The organism is Marivita sp. (assembly GCF_022763305.1).
Classification (GTDB): Bacteria; Pseudomonadota; Alphaproteobacteria; order Rhodobacterales; family Rhodobacteraceae; genus Marivita.
Map to the genome: position 1 here is coordinate 1 of NZ_JALEGT010000023.1, position 14,801 is coordinate 14,801.

Annotated in this window: 15 protein-coding genes and 1 riboswitch; of the genes, 3 read left to right on the plus strand and 12 right to left on the minus strand. The window is 62.2% G+C overall.

Annotated elements, in window-relative coordinates; genetic code table 11:
- Positions 1-108 precede the first annotated feature (108 nt).
- Together MRY75_RS04385 and MRY75_RS04390 are read right to left on the minus strand one after the other, a co-directional pair.
- Positions 109-558, minus strand: a complete 450-nt coding sequence (locus MRY75_RS04385; protein ID WP_292305932.1) for a hypothetical protein — start codon at positions 556-558, stop codon at positions 109-111.
- Positions 559-562: 4 nt separating this feature from the next.
- Positions 563-1,693: a lytic murein transglycosylase gene (locus MRY75_RS04390; RefSeq protein WP_292305933.1), complete on the minus strand. Its 1,131-nt coding sequence runs from the start codon at positions 1,691-1,693 to the stop codon at positions 563-565.
- 206 nt (positions 1,694-1,899) lie between these two features.
- Between MRY75_RS04390 and MRY75_RS04395 the strand changes: the two genes are divergently transcribed.
- Genes MRY75_RS04395 through MRY75_RS04405 form a run of 3 tightly spaced genes read left to right on the plus strand, consistent with a single transcriptional unit; the run spans position 1,900 to position 4,617 of the window.
- Entirely contained in the window at positions 1,900-2,883 is a 984-nt protein-coding gene (locus MRY75_RS04395; RefSeq protein ID WP_292305934.1) for a fatty acid desaturase, read from the plus strand.
- The gene (locus MRY75_RS04400; RefSeq protein ID WP_292305935.1) at positions 2,880-3,722 is read left to right on the plus strand and encodes a sugar phosphate isomerase/epimerase; all 843 of its coding nucleotides are present in this window, start codon (positions 2,880-2,882) and stop codon (positions 3,720-3,722) included. Before MRY75_RS04395 ends, MRY75_RS04400 begins: the two co-directional genes overlap by 4 nt.
- A 58-nt stretch (positions 3,723-3,780) precedes the next feature.
- Complete coding sequence (locus tag MRY75_RS04405; RefSeq protein WP_292305936.1) at positions 3,781-4,617, plus strand: 3-keto-5-aminohexanoate cleavage protein; 837 nt, start codon at positions 3,781-3,783, stop codon at positions 4,615-4,617.
- Between the two features lie 131 nt (positions 4,618-4,748).
- Here the strand turns inward: MRY75_RS04405 and rpsA are convergent, their stop codons facing one another.
- The 10 genes from rpsA to MRY75_RS04455 all read right to left on the minus strand — a co-directional run bounded on the left by rpsA (position 4,749) and on the right by MRY75_RS04455 (position 14,735).
- Positions 4,749-6,635, minus strand: coding sequence for a 30S ribosomal protein S1 (rpsA, locus tag MRY75_RS04410; RefSeq protein ID WP_366934905.1), 1,887 nt, complete (start codon positions 6,633-6,635; stop codon positions 4,749-4,751).
- A 57-nt stretch (positions 6,636-6,692) separates the two neighbouring features.
- Entirely contained in the window at positions 6,693-7,310 is a 618-nt protein-coding gene (cmk, locus tag MRY75_RS04415) for a (d)CMP kinase (protein ID WP_292305938.1), read from the minus strand.
- Complete coding sequence (locus MRY75_RS04420; protein WP_292305939.1) at positions 7,307-8,023, minus strand: tRNA (guanosine(46)-N(7))-methyltransferase TrmB; 717 nt, start codon at positions 8,021-8,023, stop codon at positions 7,307-7,309. The genes cmk and MRY75_RS04420 overlap by 4 nt, the downstream gene beginning before the upstream one ends.
- Before the next feature lie 61 nt (positions 8,024-8,084).
- Complete coding sequence (locus MRY75_RS04425) at positions 8,085-8,627, minus strand: histidine phosphatase family protein (RefSeq protein ID WP_292305940.1); 543 nt, start codon at positions 8,625-8,627, stop codon at positions 8,085-8,087.
- The gene (locus MRY75_RS04430) at positions 8,624-9,367 is read right to left on the minus strand and encodes a dienelactone hydrolase family protein (protein ID WP_292305941.1); all 744 of its coding nucleotides are present in this window, start codon (positions 9,365-9,367) and stop codon (positions 8,624-8,626) included. Before MRY75_RS04430 ends, MRY75_RS04425 begins: the two co-directional genes overlap by 4 nt.
- Before the next feature lie 110 nt (positions 9,368-9,477).
- Positions 9,478-10,659, minus strand: a complete 1,182-nt coding sequence (gene metK / locus MRY75_RS04435; RefSeq protein WP_292305942.1) for a methionine adenosyltransferase — start codon at positions 10,657-10,659, stop codon at positions 9,478-9,480.
- Between the two features lie 3 nt (positions 10,660-10,662).
- A riboswitch (SAM-SAH riboswitch) is annotated at positions 10,663-10,710 on the minus strand.
- Positions 10,711-10,722: 12 nt separating this feature from the next.
- Entirely contained in the window at positions 10,723-12,207 is a 1,485-nt protein-coding gene (gene lnt, locus MRY75_RS04440; protein WP_292305943.1) for an apolipoprotein N-acyltransferase, read from the minus strand.
- 4 nt (positions 12,208-12,211) lie between these two features.
- Complete coding sequence (locus MRY75_RS04445; protein WP_292305944.1) at positions 12,212-13,153, minus strand: hemolysin family protein; 942 nt, start codon at positions 13,151-13,153, stop codon at positions 12,212-12,214.
- Positions 13,154-13,188: 35 nt separating this feature from the next.
- Entirely contained in the window at positions 13,189-13,698 is a 510-nt protein-coding gene (gene ybeY, locus MRY75_RS04450; RefSeq protein WP_292305945.1) for an rRNA maturation RNase YbeY, read from the minus strand.
- Between the two features lie 59 nt (positions 13,699-13,757).
- Positions 13,758-14,735 carry a PhoH family protein gene (locus MRY75_RS04455; protein ID WP_292305946.1) on the minus strand — a complete coding sequence of 326 codons (978 nt, stop codon included), beginning with the start codon at positions 14,733-14,735 and terminating at the stop codon, positions 13,758-13,760.
- Positions 14,736-14,801 lie beyond the last annotated feature (66 nt).

The window sequence follows — 14,801 nt, forward strand, 5'->3', positions numbered from 1 at the left end:
ATAATCAAACAGTACCAGCCGCTGCCCTGTTCAACATGTGGCAGAGTGAATCGGCCTAACAAAAAGTCAGGTCAATTCAGGAGGACGGGTATAAATGAATCGCTGAAATCAGGACTCTGGCGCACATTCGGGCAGTTGGTTCAGCACCGTGTCGCGGGAGGGGCGCAACCCGTCCGGCAGGTCTTGCAGCACCTCGTCCACCACTTCGGCACTCAGCGAAGCCACCTCGCAGGAATAGTCGGCAAATGTGCCGTCGGGATTGTCGACCTGCCAGTCGCGGAAATCCTGCGCCTCGAACGCAACGGCGGCCCCTGCGCCGACCACAGGAACCGCAACCAGCATCCGGCGCAGACGGGCCTTTGCTTTGGTGCGTGCGACGGCCTTGGCGAGATCTTTGCGATGGCTCAGTGCAGCGGCAGAGGCGCTTGCGGTGACGGTGGCCACCTGCGCTGTCAGCGTCACCGCCTGCACCGCGAGGGCCACCGTGCTGAACAGAAGGGCCGCGCAGAGCCACATCAGCACAACCGTGTTGCGCAGCCACCCGAGCACGCGACGCACCGGGCTAGCGCAGGCTTTGCAGCAGCGCCTGCGACGGCGTGCCCGTGACCGGCAGACCCCGGCTTGCTTGGTAAGCCCGGATCGCGGCTTCGGTGTTCGACCCGATCACCCCATCGGCGCCCTGCGCATCAAACCCACGCGCGGTCAGGCGTTGCTGCAGCGAGATCCGATCCGCTTTGGTCAGCCCATTGGCATCGGGCGGGAACGGCGTGCGCAGCGGCCCTGCCCCACTGATCCGATCGGACAGGTGCCCCACGCCAATCGCGTAGGCGTCGGAATTGTTGTAGCGCTTGATCACCCGGAAATTCGCGGTCGTCGCAAAGCGCGGCCCACCCGGTTGAGGCTGGAGCGATCCGTCGGGAGATTCGCGCCCCCAAGACACACCGCGCTGCCAGCCATTGCGCTGCAGGTAGGCAGCGGCAGAGGCCAGCGCGTCGGTCGGATCGTCCGACCAGATGTCGCGCCGACCGTCGCCATCGTGATCCACGGCAAATTGCAGAAAGGAGGTCGGGATGAACTGTGTGTGCCCCATGGCCCCCGCCCAGCTTCCAGTCATGCGCGAGGCGGGAATGTCTCCGTTCTGGAGGATTCGCAGCGCCGCGATCAACTGCTGTTCAAAGAACCGCCCACGCCGCCCGTCAAAGGCCAGCGTCGAGGTGGCCGAGATCACCTGCACCTCGCCGCGCCGTTCGCCGTAAAAGCTTTCCAATCCCCAGATCGCACAGATGATCTTTGCATCGACGCCATAACGGCTTTCGAGTTCAGTGAGTGTTCCGCGATGCCGGGCAAAGGCCGCCCGGCCCTTTGCAACGCGTTCCTCGGACGCCGCGATGGCGAGATAGTCCTCGAGACTACGGCTGAACTCAGTCTGGTTGCGGTCGCGCGTGACGACTCCGGGCAGGTATCCCGTGCCGCGAAAGGCGGCGTCCAGCGTGGATTGCGAAATCCCCTGCGCCGCCGCACGGCCCCGGAACGCCGCGACCCATGCGTCATAGGCGGCGTTGGGCACCGGCCTCAGATCGGCGGGCAGGCCCGTGGGTGTGCTAGTGCTCACGCTGCCCGGTACGGCACGTGAACAGGCGGACAGGCCAAGGCCCAAAAGCCCCAACCCGAAAAGGCGTCGATTGATCTGCATCGGTCTGCTCACCTCTGTGATGCGTTTTTCGGCCATTGTGAGGCCAAGTCGCCCCCTGCACAATGGGGCGCGACGCAACAGAAGGTTTTGCGCGGATGCCCGCAAATCCGGCACTGCCCAGATCGGGTCGATTTCAGCGGCGCATGGGACTTTTCTTTTGACCTGATCCCGGCCAGTCTGGCGCGACATCAGAAACGGAGGGACAGATGGAAGCCAGTTTCTCGCGCCGCAAGCTGCTCACACCTGCCGAGCTGCGCAGCCTGACAGAGCGCTCGGACCTGATGGGTGCCGCGCAGATGGCAAGCCATGTGGGGGCGATCCTTGTGGTGGGCGTTCTGCACGCGCAGGCAATGGGCACCGGGTGGGTCTGGGTGACGGGATTCGCGCTTGGGGTGCTGATCAACTTCCTCTATGCCGCGCAGCACGAATTGAGCCATGCCACCGTGTTCAAGACGCGGGCGTTGAACGAGGTCTTCGGCCGGATCATCGGGTTCCTCCAGATCTTCCCGCGCGACTATGACCAGATCATGCATTTCGCGCATCACCAATACACGCAGGATTGGGAACGCGACGGCGAGCTGGTGCGCGAGCCCTACACGCTGACCACCTACCTGCTCTGGCTGTCGGGCATCACCTATTGGCGCAACCGGATCTTCGGCGTGGTGCGCCGGGCGCGCGGAGTGATCATGGAGCCGTTCATCCGGCCCGAGGAAGAAGCCAAGGTGATCCGCGAAAGCCGCATTCACCTTGGGCTTTATGCGGTGATCGCGCTGGTGTCGCTTGTGACGGGAAGCTGGGCCGCGCTGACCTTTTGGCTGATCCCGATGGTCCTGACCAAACCGGTGCACCAGTTGCAGAACACCATCGAACATCTGGGTCTGTCCCACGAGAACGACATTCTGGAAAACACCCGCTCGACACGGACCAACGCCTTCTTCCGCTGGCTCTGCTGGCAGATGCCTTATCACACCGCGCATCATACATTCCCAGCCGTGCCGTTCTGGAAGCTGCGGGAGTTGAACGACAAGATCGAGGACAAAGCGGGAGACGTGCACCGCATGGGCTGGATCGAGTTCCAGATCGAAGTGATCAGGAAGCTGATGGCGAAGGACGAAAGCCAATACCCGATGAACGAGGTCTGGATTGTCCCCATGTCGGGTGGCCGCACCCGCCGGGTGCCTGCCGAGTGAGGCGGCTTCAGGTCTACACATCCCTCTGGGCGATGCAACCGCATGACCAGACCGGGGTCAAGCTGCCTTACGATCAGGTCTGCGATATGGTCGCCGGGGCCGGATTCGACGGGATGGCCATCGATCTGGGCGCGTCGGATGTGGAGGTCGCCCATGCGGTGCGCCCGCATATGGAGGCCAACGGGCTGACGCCGCTGATCGTGGCTTTCCCCAAGACGATCGAAAGCCTCGAAGACACGCTGCACATGGCCGCCGATTTCGGCGCGCCCTTTGTAGACGTGATCGGTCAGGTGATGCCGATCGCACTCGACGATATGATCCCGGTGATCGAGACGTGGATGGCCATGTCGGACCGTATCGGCATGCCGATCCAATTCGAAACCCACCGCAACTGTATCACCAACGATCTCTATACGACGCTGCAACTGCTCGACCGCATCCCCGAGATGCGGATTTGCGCGGACCTGTCGCATTACGTGGTGGACCGGGAATTCTGGTTTCCCCTGTCGGAGCACGACCTTGGCCTGATCAGCCGCATCCTGAAACGCTCGGACAGTTTTCAGGGCCGTGTGGCCAGTCGCCAGCAGATTCAGTTGCAACTGGATTTCCCGCAGCACCAGAAGTGGGTAGAGCTCTTCAAAGGCTGGTGGCGCGAGGGCATGGCCGATTGGCGGACGCGCAACGCGTCGGGCGATTGCATCTTCGTCTGTGAACTGGGCCCGCCGGAATACGCCATGACCGGGCCGGACGGGCGCGAGATGTCGAACCGCTGGGACGAAGCGCAAGTGATCAAGGGCTGGGTGCAGGAGATCTGGGACGACCTTGGCGGAGACATTTGACACGCTTGCGTTTCCTGCCAGAGTGCGCGCAACGAACACCAGAGGACTCAACGATCCCATGACCACCCCCTGCATCATCTGCGTCGCCATCACCGGGTCTTTGCCGACCAAGGCGGACAACCCCGCAGTTCCGACCGCTGTGTCCGAACAGATCGAAAGCACCCACGAAGCGTTCGAGGCGGGGGCCACGATCATGCACGCCCATGTGCGCAACGACGATGAAACCCCCAGTTCAGATCCGGACAAGTTCGCCCTGCTCAAAGAGGGTGTGGAAAAGCACTGTCCGGGCATGATCATTCAGCTTTCGACCGGGGGGCGGTCCGGTGCGGGCAAGACGCGGGGCGGGATGCTGCCGCTGCGCCCGGATATGGCGTCGCTGTCGGTCGGGTCGAACAACTTTCCGACGCGGGTTTACGAGAACCCGCCGGATCTTGTGGCGTGGCTCGCATCCGAGATGAAGACCTACGACATCAAGCCCGAGATCGAGGCCTTCGACCTGTCGCACATCTTCCGCGCCGCCGCGATGTACGAGGCGGGAGAAATCGCCGAAACGCCGTATGTGCAATTCGTCATGGGCGTGAAGAACGCGATGCCGGTGGACCGCGAGGTATTCGATTTCTACATCCACACGGTCAAGCGCCTCTTTGGAGAGGATGCGCCTTGGTGTGCGGCGGGGATCGGGCCGAACCAGATCGTGCTGAACGAATGGGCCATTTCCTCGGGGGGGCATGCGCGGACTGGGCTGGAGGACAATATCCGTCTGGATCGCAACACGTTGGCACCGTCAAACGCGGCTCTGGTCAAACGTGCGGTAGAGCTCTGCGAAAAGTACGAACGCCCTGTCGCCACGTGGCAGCAGGCGCGCGAGATGCTGGGCCTTCGCGAGGTGGCCTGACAGGGAGCGGGCCTTCTCAGGTTAAGACAAATATTGGAAAGTCCAGGTTGCGCGGATAGCGCGGAGCCAAGAAACGAAAAACCCCCGCATCCGGGATGCGGGGGTTCGATTCAGTCAACCGACCACTTGGGTCAGTTATCGCCCGATTTCAGAGCCGCGCCAAGGATGTCGCCCAGCGATGCGCCGGAATCCGACGAGCCATACTGCTCGACCGCTTCCTTCTCTTCGGCGATCTCGCGTGCCTTGATCGACAGGCCCAGACGACGGGTCTTGCTGTCCACGTTGGTCACGCGGACGTCGACCTTGTCACCGACCGAAAAACGCTCGGGGCGCTGTTCGGCACGGTCACGCGACAGGTCGGAGCGGCGGATGAAGGACTTCATGCCTTCGTATTCCACTTCGATGCCACCATCTTCGATGGCCGTGACCTGAACGGTGATGATCGAGCCACGCTTCACGCCGCCCACGGCATCCGCGAACTTGTCGCCGCCGAGTGCCTTGATGGAGAGCGAGATGCGCTCTTTCTCGACATCCACTTCGGTGACGACGGCCTGAACCATGTCGCCCTTGCGGTAGTTCTGGATCGCATCTTCGCCACGCTCGTCCCACGACAGGTCCGAGAGGTGCACCATGCCGTCGATGTCGCCGTCGAGGCCAACGAACAGACCGAATTCGGTGATGTTCTTGACTTCGCCTTCGACCTCGGTGCCCTCGGGGTGTGTTTCTGCAAACACTTCCCACGGGTTGCGCATGGTCTGCTTGAGGCCCAGGGACACGCGGCGCTTGGCACCGTCGATTTCCAGAACCATGACTTCCACTTCCTGAGAGGTCGACACGATCTTGCCCGGGTGGACGTTCTTCTTGGTCCAGGACATCTCGGAGACGTGCACGAGACCCTCGACACCCGGCTCCAGCTCAACAAACGCACCGTAATCGGTGATGTTGGTGACGCGGCCCATGTGAACGGACTCGAGCGGGTACTTGGCGGCGACCAGATCCCACGGATCTTCCTGCAGCTGCTTCATGCCGAGGCTGATGCGGTGGGTGTCCTTGTTGATCTTGATGACCTGAACCTTGACGGTTTCGCCGATCGACAGGATCTCGGACGGATGATTGACGCGGCGCCATGCCATGTCGGTCACGTGCAGCAGACCGTCCACGCCACCCAGGTCCACGAACGCACCGTATTCGGTGATGTTCTTGACCACGCCGTCAACGGCCTGACCTTCGGTGAGGTTGCCGATGACTTCGGCGCGCTGTTCGGCGCGGCTCTCTTCGAGGATTGCGCGGCGCGACACAACGATGTTGCCCCGGCGACGGTCCATCTTGAGGATCTGGAACGGCTGCTTGAGACCCATGAGCGGGCCAGCGTCGCGCACCGGGCGCACGTCAACCTGCGAGCCGGGCAGGAAGGCCACAGCACCGCCGAGATCGACGGTGAAGCCGCCTTTGACACGGCCGAAGATCGCGCCTTCGACGCGGGCGTCGTCTGCATAGGCCTTTTCGAGCCGATCCCATGCTTCTTCACGGCGCGCCATCTCGCGCGAGATGACCGCTTCGCCGCGTGCGTTTTCTGCAGAGCGCAGAAACACCTCGACTTCGTCGCCGACAGACAGGTCGGGCGCTTCGCCGGGGTTTGCGAATTCCTTGAGATCAACGCGGCCTTCCATCTTGTAGCCGACGTCGATGATGGCCTGGCCCGCTTCGATAGCGATGACCTTGCCTTTGACAACGGACCCTTCGTCCGGTGTGTCCATTTCGAGGCTTTCGTTCAGCAGTGCCTCGAATTCTTCCATAGATGCGTTCTGAGCCATGTGGCGTCTGTTTCCTTTACGTATCGTTTTTCTGGCCGAGCGGTTGTCTCCGCCGGTCTGGGGTGATGTCCGCACTTGCGGCGAACGGGATTGGTCACGGCATTCGCAAAACAAAGAGGGCCGGTGATTGCCGACCCCTGCTCGATCTTCGTCCTGCGGCATTGTTTGCCTTGTTGCGACGCGCGCGGGGTAGCAGAGCGACATCGATATGGCAAGAGCCCATGCGGCACGGCCCCGCTTTGCGCAGCTGGATGCCGATTGTCAGGTGTCTCTTGCTGCGGCCACCACCCTGACGGCGCAGGCCACGGCATCCTTGATACTCAGATCCGACGTGTCGATGGTCACCGCATCCTCGGCTGGACGCAACGGCGCATCGGCGCGGTTCATGTCGCGGTCGTCGCGGGCTTTGACATCAGCCAGCACCGCGTCGAAATCGGTCTGGAACCCGCGTTCGCCGAGTTCCGCCAGACGCCGTTGCGCGCGCACCTCGGCGCTTGCGGTCACAAAGAGCTTAACCTCGGCCTGCGGGCAGATCACCGTTCCGATGTCGCGGCCATCGAGCACAGCCCCGCCGGAGCGCCGGGCAAAGGCGCGCTGAAAGTCCAGAAGGGCTGCGCGTACTTCCGGGATCACTGCAACCTTGGAGGCAGCCTGCGCGACATCGGCGGTGCGCAGGTCGGGGTTTTCAAGGTCTCCGGCAACCAGGCTTTGTGCCGCCGCAATCGGCTCTTCCCCCTGCAGCATGCGTGCCCCCACAGCACGGTAGAGCAGCCCGGTGTCAAGATGCGCGAGGTCGAAATGCGCGGCGACCGCCTTGCTGATCGTGCCCTTTCCCGCCGCAGCGGGGCCATCTATGGCCACTGTGAAGGGCGCCATCATGCCGGCTTCCGGAAGGTCATGTAATGCGGCATTCGTTTTTCACGCAGAGCCTTCATCTCGTAGCGGGTGGAATACCAATCCGCCCACGGATGACGCCAGTCGCCCGGGCCTTCGGCTAGCCATTCGAACCCGGCCTTTGGGACCTCGATCAGAGTCTGACGCACGTAGTCTGGAATATCTGTCGCGACGCGGAATTCAGCCCCGGGCGTCAGCACGTCGAAAAGTGGTGCAAGATGCTCCTGCGTGACAAAGCGCCGGCGGTGGTGGCGTTTCTTGGGCCACGGGTCGGGATAGAGCAGGAATGCCTTGTCGACTGATCCGACGGGCAGGACATCAAACAGGTCGCGCGCATCACCGGGATGGACCCGCAGGTTGGCCACACCCGAGTCGCGGATCTTGCCCAAGAGCATCGCCACACCATTGATGAAAGGCTCACACCCGATGATGCCAACATCGGGATAGGTCTGAGCCTGATGTACAAGGTGTTCACCAGCGCCGAAGCCGATTTCGAGCCAGATCGGCTTGCCGTCGAAAATCGCGTCAACGTCAAGCGGGGTGCGTTCCGGGTTTTCTTCCCAGGACACGGCGCCGGGGCTGAGCGCATCGAGATCATGTTCGAGATAGTCTTTCTGGTTCGGGCGCAGGGTCTTGCCCTTGAACCGGCCATAAAAGTTGCGCCATGGCGCGCCCGAAGGGTGTTTGCTGTCATTCATGGCGCGCGGTTTAGCGATTGCACCGGGATCCCGCAACGGAGGTCTTTGGTTTTTGTCGGCGTCACGGGTCGATCAGGATGGAGCCCAGCACCTCGAGCCCGTCGCCTGAGTGGCGCACGACGAGGACCTCTCCGGATCGTGTGGATTGACCGGTCAGGGCGCGAATGTTGACCTGATGGGTGACGATGAACGGGCGGTCCGACCGATCCGCCAAGAGTTTTAGCGCCTCGGTGGTCTGAGTTTCACGTGTGGAAAAGTCCTGAAAGAAGGAATTGAAAGCTGGAACCTCTTCCACCGGGCCAAGCGCCAGCAATTCGGCAGTGTCGCGGCACCGACACCATTGGCTGGTCAGAACGATATCAAAGGCATGGCCGCGATCCCGGAACGCCTGACCAATGCGGGTGGCCTGATCCCTGCCCTGCTGGCTGAGATTGCGCTGGGTGCTGCAATCGCCCACCGTCAGATTGGCCGGATCGCCAGTGCCGGGGGCCAAGGCGTGGCGCATGATGGCAAATGCACCGGGTGTGTCGAGCGCCTCCCAGTCATTGGCAAAGAGCATCCCCGGCCAGAGCAGGCCGAGGATGAGCAAGATCCGCCGGATCATAGCGCGTCGTCGAGAAACTCGAGCAGACCTTCCCAGCTGCCTTGATCGGCGGCCAGATCGTAGTCGCTCGACCCAAAGACCGTGAAGCTGTGACGCGCGCCGCCGAAGATCTCGGCACCGTGAGTGACGCCTGCGGCCTGCAACTGATCCAGCAGGGATGCCAGATCGGCCATGCCCGACACCGGATCGGCAGAGCCATGGAACAGCATCACGGGCGCACTGGTGGCCGAGTAATCCTGACCTTCGGGTGTGCCCAGCCCGCCGTGGAAGCTGACAAAACCGTTCAGATCGGCCCCCGCACGGGCAGCTTCGAGAACGGCCGCGCCGCCAAAGCAGTAGCCCATCAGCACATGGGTGTCGGTGGCACCGGTGATGTTCGCGGCCTCTTCGATGGATCCCATGAGGCGCATGCGGAATTCGTCGCGATCCGCATACATCGCACCGGACAGCGCACGGTTTTCGTCGATGCTCTGCGGGTTTTCGTCCGCGCCGTAAACGTCGATGGCAAAGGCGGTATAACCCAACGCCGCGAGCATTTCGGCGCGGCGCTCTTCGTAAGCAGTCATGCCATCCCAATCGTGAACGATCAGAACAGTGCCTTTCGGCTCGATCGCGGTGTTGGTCGCGACGTAGCCTTCATACTCGCGGTCGCCGACGGTATAGCGGTGATACTCTGCGGAAATCTCGGCCTGCGCGGCGGTGGCGGTCAAGGCCAGTGCGGCCAGACTTGCTCGGAACATCTCGGTCTCCTTTTCCTGTCGGGTGCCTAAAAGCATAGCGCCGACGGGAAAAAGAAAAGGCTCCTTGCTCGGAGCGCGGGCCGGGCTTGAGCGCCCGGCCCGGTCATTTCTCAGACGGACGCCTTGAGCGCGTCCACCAGATCGGTGCGTTCCCAGCTGAACCCGCCATCCGCCTCCGGCGCGCGGCCGAAATGGCCATAAGCCGCCGTGCGCTCATAAATCGGCTTGTTCAACTGAAGATGCGTGCGGATGCCGCGCGGGGTGAGGTCCATGACCTTGGGGATCGCCGCTTCGATGGCGGAGGCATCGACATCGCCGGTGCCATGCGTGTCGGCATAGATCGACAGCGGTTTGGAGACACCAATCGCATAGGACAGCTGGATCGTGCAGCGTTCGGCCATGCCCGCCGCAACGACGTTCTTGGCCAGATAGCGCGCGGCATAGGCAGCGGAGCGGTCCACCTTGGTCGGATCCTTGCCCGAGAAGGCACCACCACCGTGGGGGGCGGCCCCACCATAGGTGTCGACGATGATCTTGCGCCCGGTGAGGCCAGCGTCGCCGTCAGGGCCGCCGATCACGAAGGTGCCGGTCGGATTGACCCACCATTCGGTGGCATCGGTGATCCAGCCATCGGGCAGGGTTTCGCGGATATACGGCTCCACAATCGCGCGGATGTCGGCGGAGCTTTGGCTTTCGTCGGCATGCTGCGTCGAGAGAACGATCGAGGTCACACCCACCGGCTTGCCGTTTTCGTAGCGCACGGAGATCTGCGATTTCGCATCGGGGCGCAACAACGGTTCCTGTCCTGATTTGCGCACTTCGGCCAGACGGCGCAGGATCGCGTGGCTGAATTGGATCGGCGCCGGCATCAGCGCGTCGGTCTCGTTCGTGGCATAGCCGAACATGATGCCCTGATCGCCTGCACCTTCGTCCTTGTCACCGCTGGCGTTCACGCCCTGCGCGATATGGGCCGACTGCTGGTGCAGCAGGTTGGTGATCTCGCAGGTGGCGTGATGGAATTCGTCCTGCTCGTAGCCGATATCCTTGATACAGGCGCGGGCGATGTCCGGGATACGTGCCATATAGGTGGCAAGCCGAGCCTGGTCCGACAGCCCAACCTCTCCACCGATCACGACGCGGTTGGTCGTGGCAAAGGTTTCGCAGGCGACCCGCGCTTCGGGTTCTTCGGAAAGAAAGGCGTCAAGGATAGCGTCCGAGATACGGTCGCAGACCTTATCCGGGTGGCCCTCGGACACGGATTCCGAGGTGAAGATATAATTCTGTCGGGACATGAGTGCTCCATTAGGGTCTGCCGTCACGTCAGGAAGCCGTTGTGACGGGAATGATGATCCGCGTTACGCCGCGCCGGGGTCCGGGTCAATGGGCTTGCGCCGTTTCCACAAGAACAGGGTCGCAAATGCCACGATCAATGCACAAAGCGCGAGCCAATCGCCGGTGCGGCTGTAGAGCAACGGCTTCAACGGAGGCGGCAGCGGTACGTCAAGAAACCCGGCGCGGCCCAGCGGTAGGGCCTCCACGATTGTGCCTGCCGGGTCGATCATGGCCGAAATGCCGGTATTCGCCACGCGGACCATCGGCAGACGTTGTTCGATGGCGCGCAGCCGGGCCTGCGTCAGGTGCTGTTGCGGGCCGGCATTGACACCGAACCATGCATCGTTGGTGATCTGGAGCAGCATGGCCGGGCGCTGCGGCGCACCATTGACATCCTGCGGGAAGACCGCCTCGTAGCAGATCAGCGGCAACGCGGTGCCCAACGGACCAAGGTCGATGAGCGCAGGCCCCGGCCCTGAGGAATAGCCCGACTCGGCGCGCGCGGCGAGGCCGAGGATGTTGAAGCGAGCAAAGAACGAAGCGGCGGGCATGTATTCCCCGAACGGCACGAGATGGTGCTTGTCGTAGAGATCGGATACCTGCCCCGCGCTGTCGAGCGTGATGAGCGAATTGTAATACCGTCCGTCTTCTTCGCGCTGGATGCCCAGCACCACCGGTGTGCCTGCGGCGGCCTCTGCAATGACGTCGAGCGCCGGGCCTGCATTTTCGAGAAGGTTTGGCACTGCCGTTTCCGGCCAGACGATAAGATCGGGTTTGGGCAGTTGCGCGGTGAAATCCACCTGCCGGTTGAAAAACAGCGGGATGTAGTCGCGATCCCATTTCTGATGCTGCGGCGCGTTGGGTTGGATCAGACGGACGGTGAATCCGGTTCGGTCCAAAGACCCGGGGTACAGGAACATCCCCCCGATAAATCCGTTGAAGCTGACCAGACCCGTGACGAACAAAACGGGAAACGAGCGGGCGGAGATTGCCCAGGCGGCACTTGCCGCCAGCAGCAATGTCACCAGCGTCACACCGTGCGGCCCGATGATCGCATGCCATTGCGCGACCGGAGTTTGGGCCCAGACATAGCCCACCAGTCCCCAGGGGAAGCCTGTCAGGATATAGGCGCGAGCCAGTTCAATGGCCGCCCAGCAGAGTGCGATGCCGAAGGGACCGGGCGACATCCGGCGTCCGGCCCAGAAGGCGGACGCCCAGAGCAGCGCCAGTCCCGAGGCCAATCCCACAAGCGCAAAAGGGGCCATCCACCCGGTTGCGGCAGCATCCACGGCGAACGGCTCGACGATCCAGTGCATCGACAGGGCGAAATAGCCCACACCGAAAAGCCAGCCGGTCCACGCCGCAGAGCCTGCGCGTGTATCGCGCAGGACCAGAACGAGGATGGCGACCAAGGCTGGTGCCGCGATCCACCACAGATCAAATGGCGCCTGGCCCAATGCAAAGACGCCCCCCAGACAGATTGCGCCAAGGCGGCGGAGTACGTGCATCGGTTCAGGCGGACTGTGCGGTGGCTCTTGCAACGTCCGAGGCTTCGCGGGCGCGGGCGGCATCACCAGCCGCTGTCGCCTTGAGCCTGACGCGCATCCGTTTGATGCGGCGCGGATCGGCGTCGATCACCTCGAACTCCGGGCCTTCGGGGTGAGGAACGACTTCGCCACGTGCGGGCACGTGACCCGCCAGCATGAAAACCAGACCGCCCAATGTGTCGATTTCCTCGCCGTCGATGTCGTCGTGGTCCGTCAGGTTCAGACCGATCTCGGCCTCGAATTCCTCGAGCGGCGTGCGGGCAAAGGCGAGATAGACTCCGGGCTTCTCGCGCGAGAAATTGGTGCCTTCGTCCAGATCGTGTTCATCCTCGATTTCCCCGATCACCTGTTCGATCAGGTCCTCGATGGTCACGAGGCCATCCACACCGCCATATTCGTCGATCACCAGCGCCATGTGCCGCCGCTCGGTCTGCATTTTGGCCAAGAGCACGCCGATGGGCATGGAAGGTGGCACGAAAAGCAGGGGGCGCAGCATCTGTTTCAGATCGAAATCGCTGCTGCGGCCGTTGAACCCGTGCTTGAGCGCGAGGTCCTTGAGGTGCGCCATCCCGATCGGTGTATCCAGCGTGCCGGTATAAACCGGCAGCCGCGTCAGACCGCTTTCGCGGAAGACATTGACCAGTTCGGCCTTGGTGATGGTATCGGGGACGGAGACGATGTCGGCACGCGGAACCGCCACATCATAGACCCGCATGCGACGCAGGTTCATCATACCGTCTATCGGAGACATCGACCGAGAGATTTCCGGCGTCGGAGTCGTGTCGGCCACCTGAGTTGAGCCGCCCATCCAGTTGCGCAGACGTGCAAAGAACCCACGTCCCGGTTGAGTGTCGTTCGTCTTGAGCGCGCGTTGCGCTGCGTTAGACGAGTCGTCGGTATCGCCCATTTTTTCCTGTTCCAGAGAAGGCCAATTGGCCCGTACTACCCCATATATGGGTCCGCAACACCCATTTTGCCAAGTATCCGGGTCTCCAACCCTTCCATCAGCGTGGCATCGCGGTCACGAATGTGATCATAGCCCAAGAGATGTAACACTCCGTGAACAATCAGGTGTGTGGCATGGTCGTGCAGGGATTTGCCCGCATCCTCCGCCTCGCGCAGGCAGGTGTCATAAGCGATGGCGATATCGCCAAGGCTTTCGCCCATCAGCGGATCAGGTGGCGGCGGAGGGGTCGGCGCAGCGCCGTCATCTTCCGCGGCAAGGTCGAAGGTCGGCCAACTCAGGACATTGGTCGGTGTGGGTTTGCCGCGGAATTCGGCGTTCAGTTCGGCGATGCGCTCATCATCACAGGCCAGCACGGCAATCTCATATCCGGAAATCGGAAAACCCAAGTATTCCAGAGCCTTGATGGCTGCCGCCTCGGCAATATCCTCAAGTCCGGCCGCGTCCCAGCGGGGGTCTTCGATCACGATGTCGGTCAGTGTGGTCAATGCTTATTGATCGGGGGCTCTGCCCCCGAACCCCCGGAGTTTATTCGGCAAGATGAAGATCAGGGCGTTTCCGCGTCTTTTTCGTAGGCCTCGATGATCGCCGCCACAAGCGGGTGGCGCACCACGTCCTTGGAGGTGAAGTAGTTGAAGCTGATCTTCGGGATGGATTTCAGCAGGCGCTCCGCGTCCGCCAGCCCCGACGCCACACCGCGTGGCAGGTCGATCTGGGTACGGTCGCCCGTGATCACCATGCGCGAACCTTCGCCGAGACGGGTCAGAAACATTTTCATCTGCATGGACGTGGCGTTCTGCGCCTCGTCGAGAACCACGAAGGCATTCGACAATGTCCGCCCCCGCATGAAGGCGAGCGGCGCGATTTCGACGGTCTTTTCCTCGATCATCTTGGCCAGCTGCTTGCCCGGCAGAAAATCGTTCAGTGCATCATAGAGCGGCTGCATGTAGGGATCGACCTTGTCCTTCATGTCGCCGGGCAGGTAGCCCAGCTTTTCGCCCGCTTCGACCGCAGGACGGCTGAGGATGATCTTGTCGACTTGCCCGGTGATGAACATGTTCACGCCGACGGCAACGGCCAGATAGGTCTTGCCGGTGCCTGCCGGGCCGATGCCAAAGGCAAGTTCGTTTTCGAAAAGCGCCCGCACATAGGCCTTCTGCGCATCGGTGCGCGGCTCGACCAGTTTCTTGCGGGTCTTGATTTCGACCGGGCCACCTTCGAACATTTCGATCTGCGCATCGGGTCCGACATCGTCAGGCGCCATGCGGAACTGGCGGTCGATATCGCCGGGCGAGACACTGCGTCCCTGTTCAAGCCGCTGGTAAAGAGAATTCAGAACATCGCGCGCTTCGCTCTGTGCGTCGGGCTCGCCATGGATCGCCAACTGATTCCCGCGGCGCAGGATCTGCACCCCAAGGCGGGTTTCGATTTCGGTGAGATTGCGGTCGTATTCGCCGCAAAGGTCGATGAGCAAACGGTTATCTGGAAATTCTACAAGCGCTTGTGACAAGGTGTCTGTGGTCACGCGGGTCTCCGGTGCAAGGGTGTCGGGAACAGGGTGTCAACTTCCTTCACACAGTGCAAGCGGACA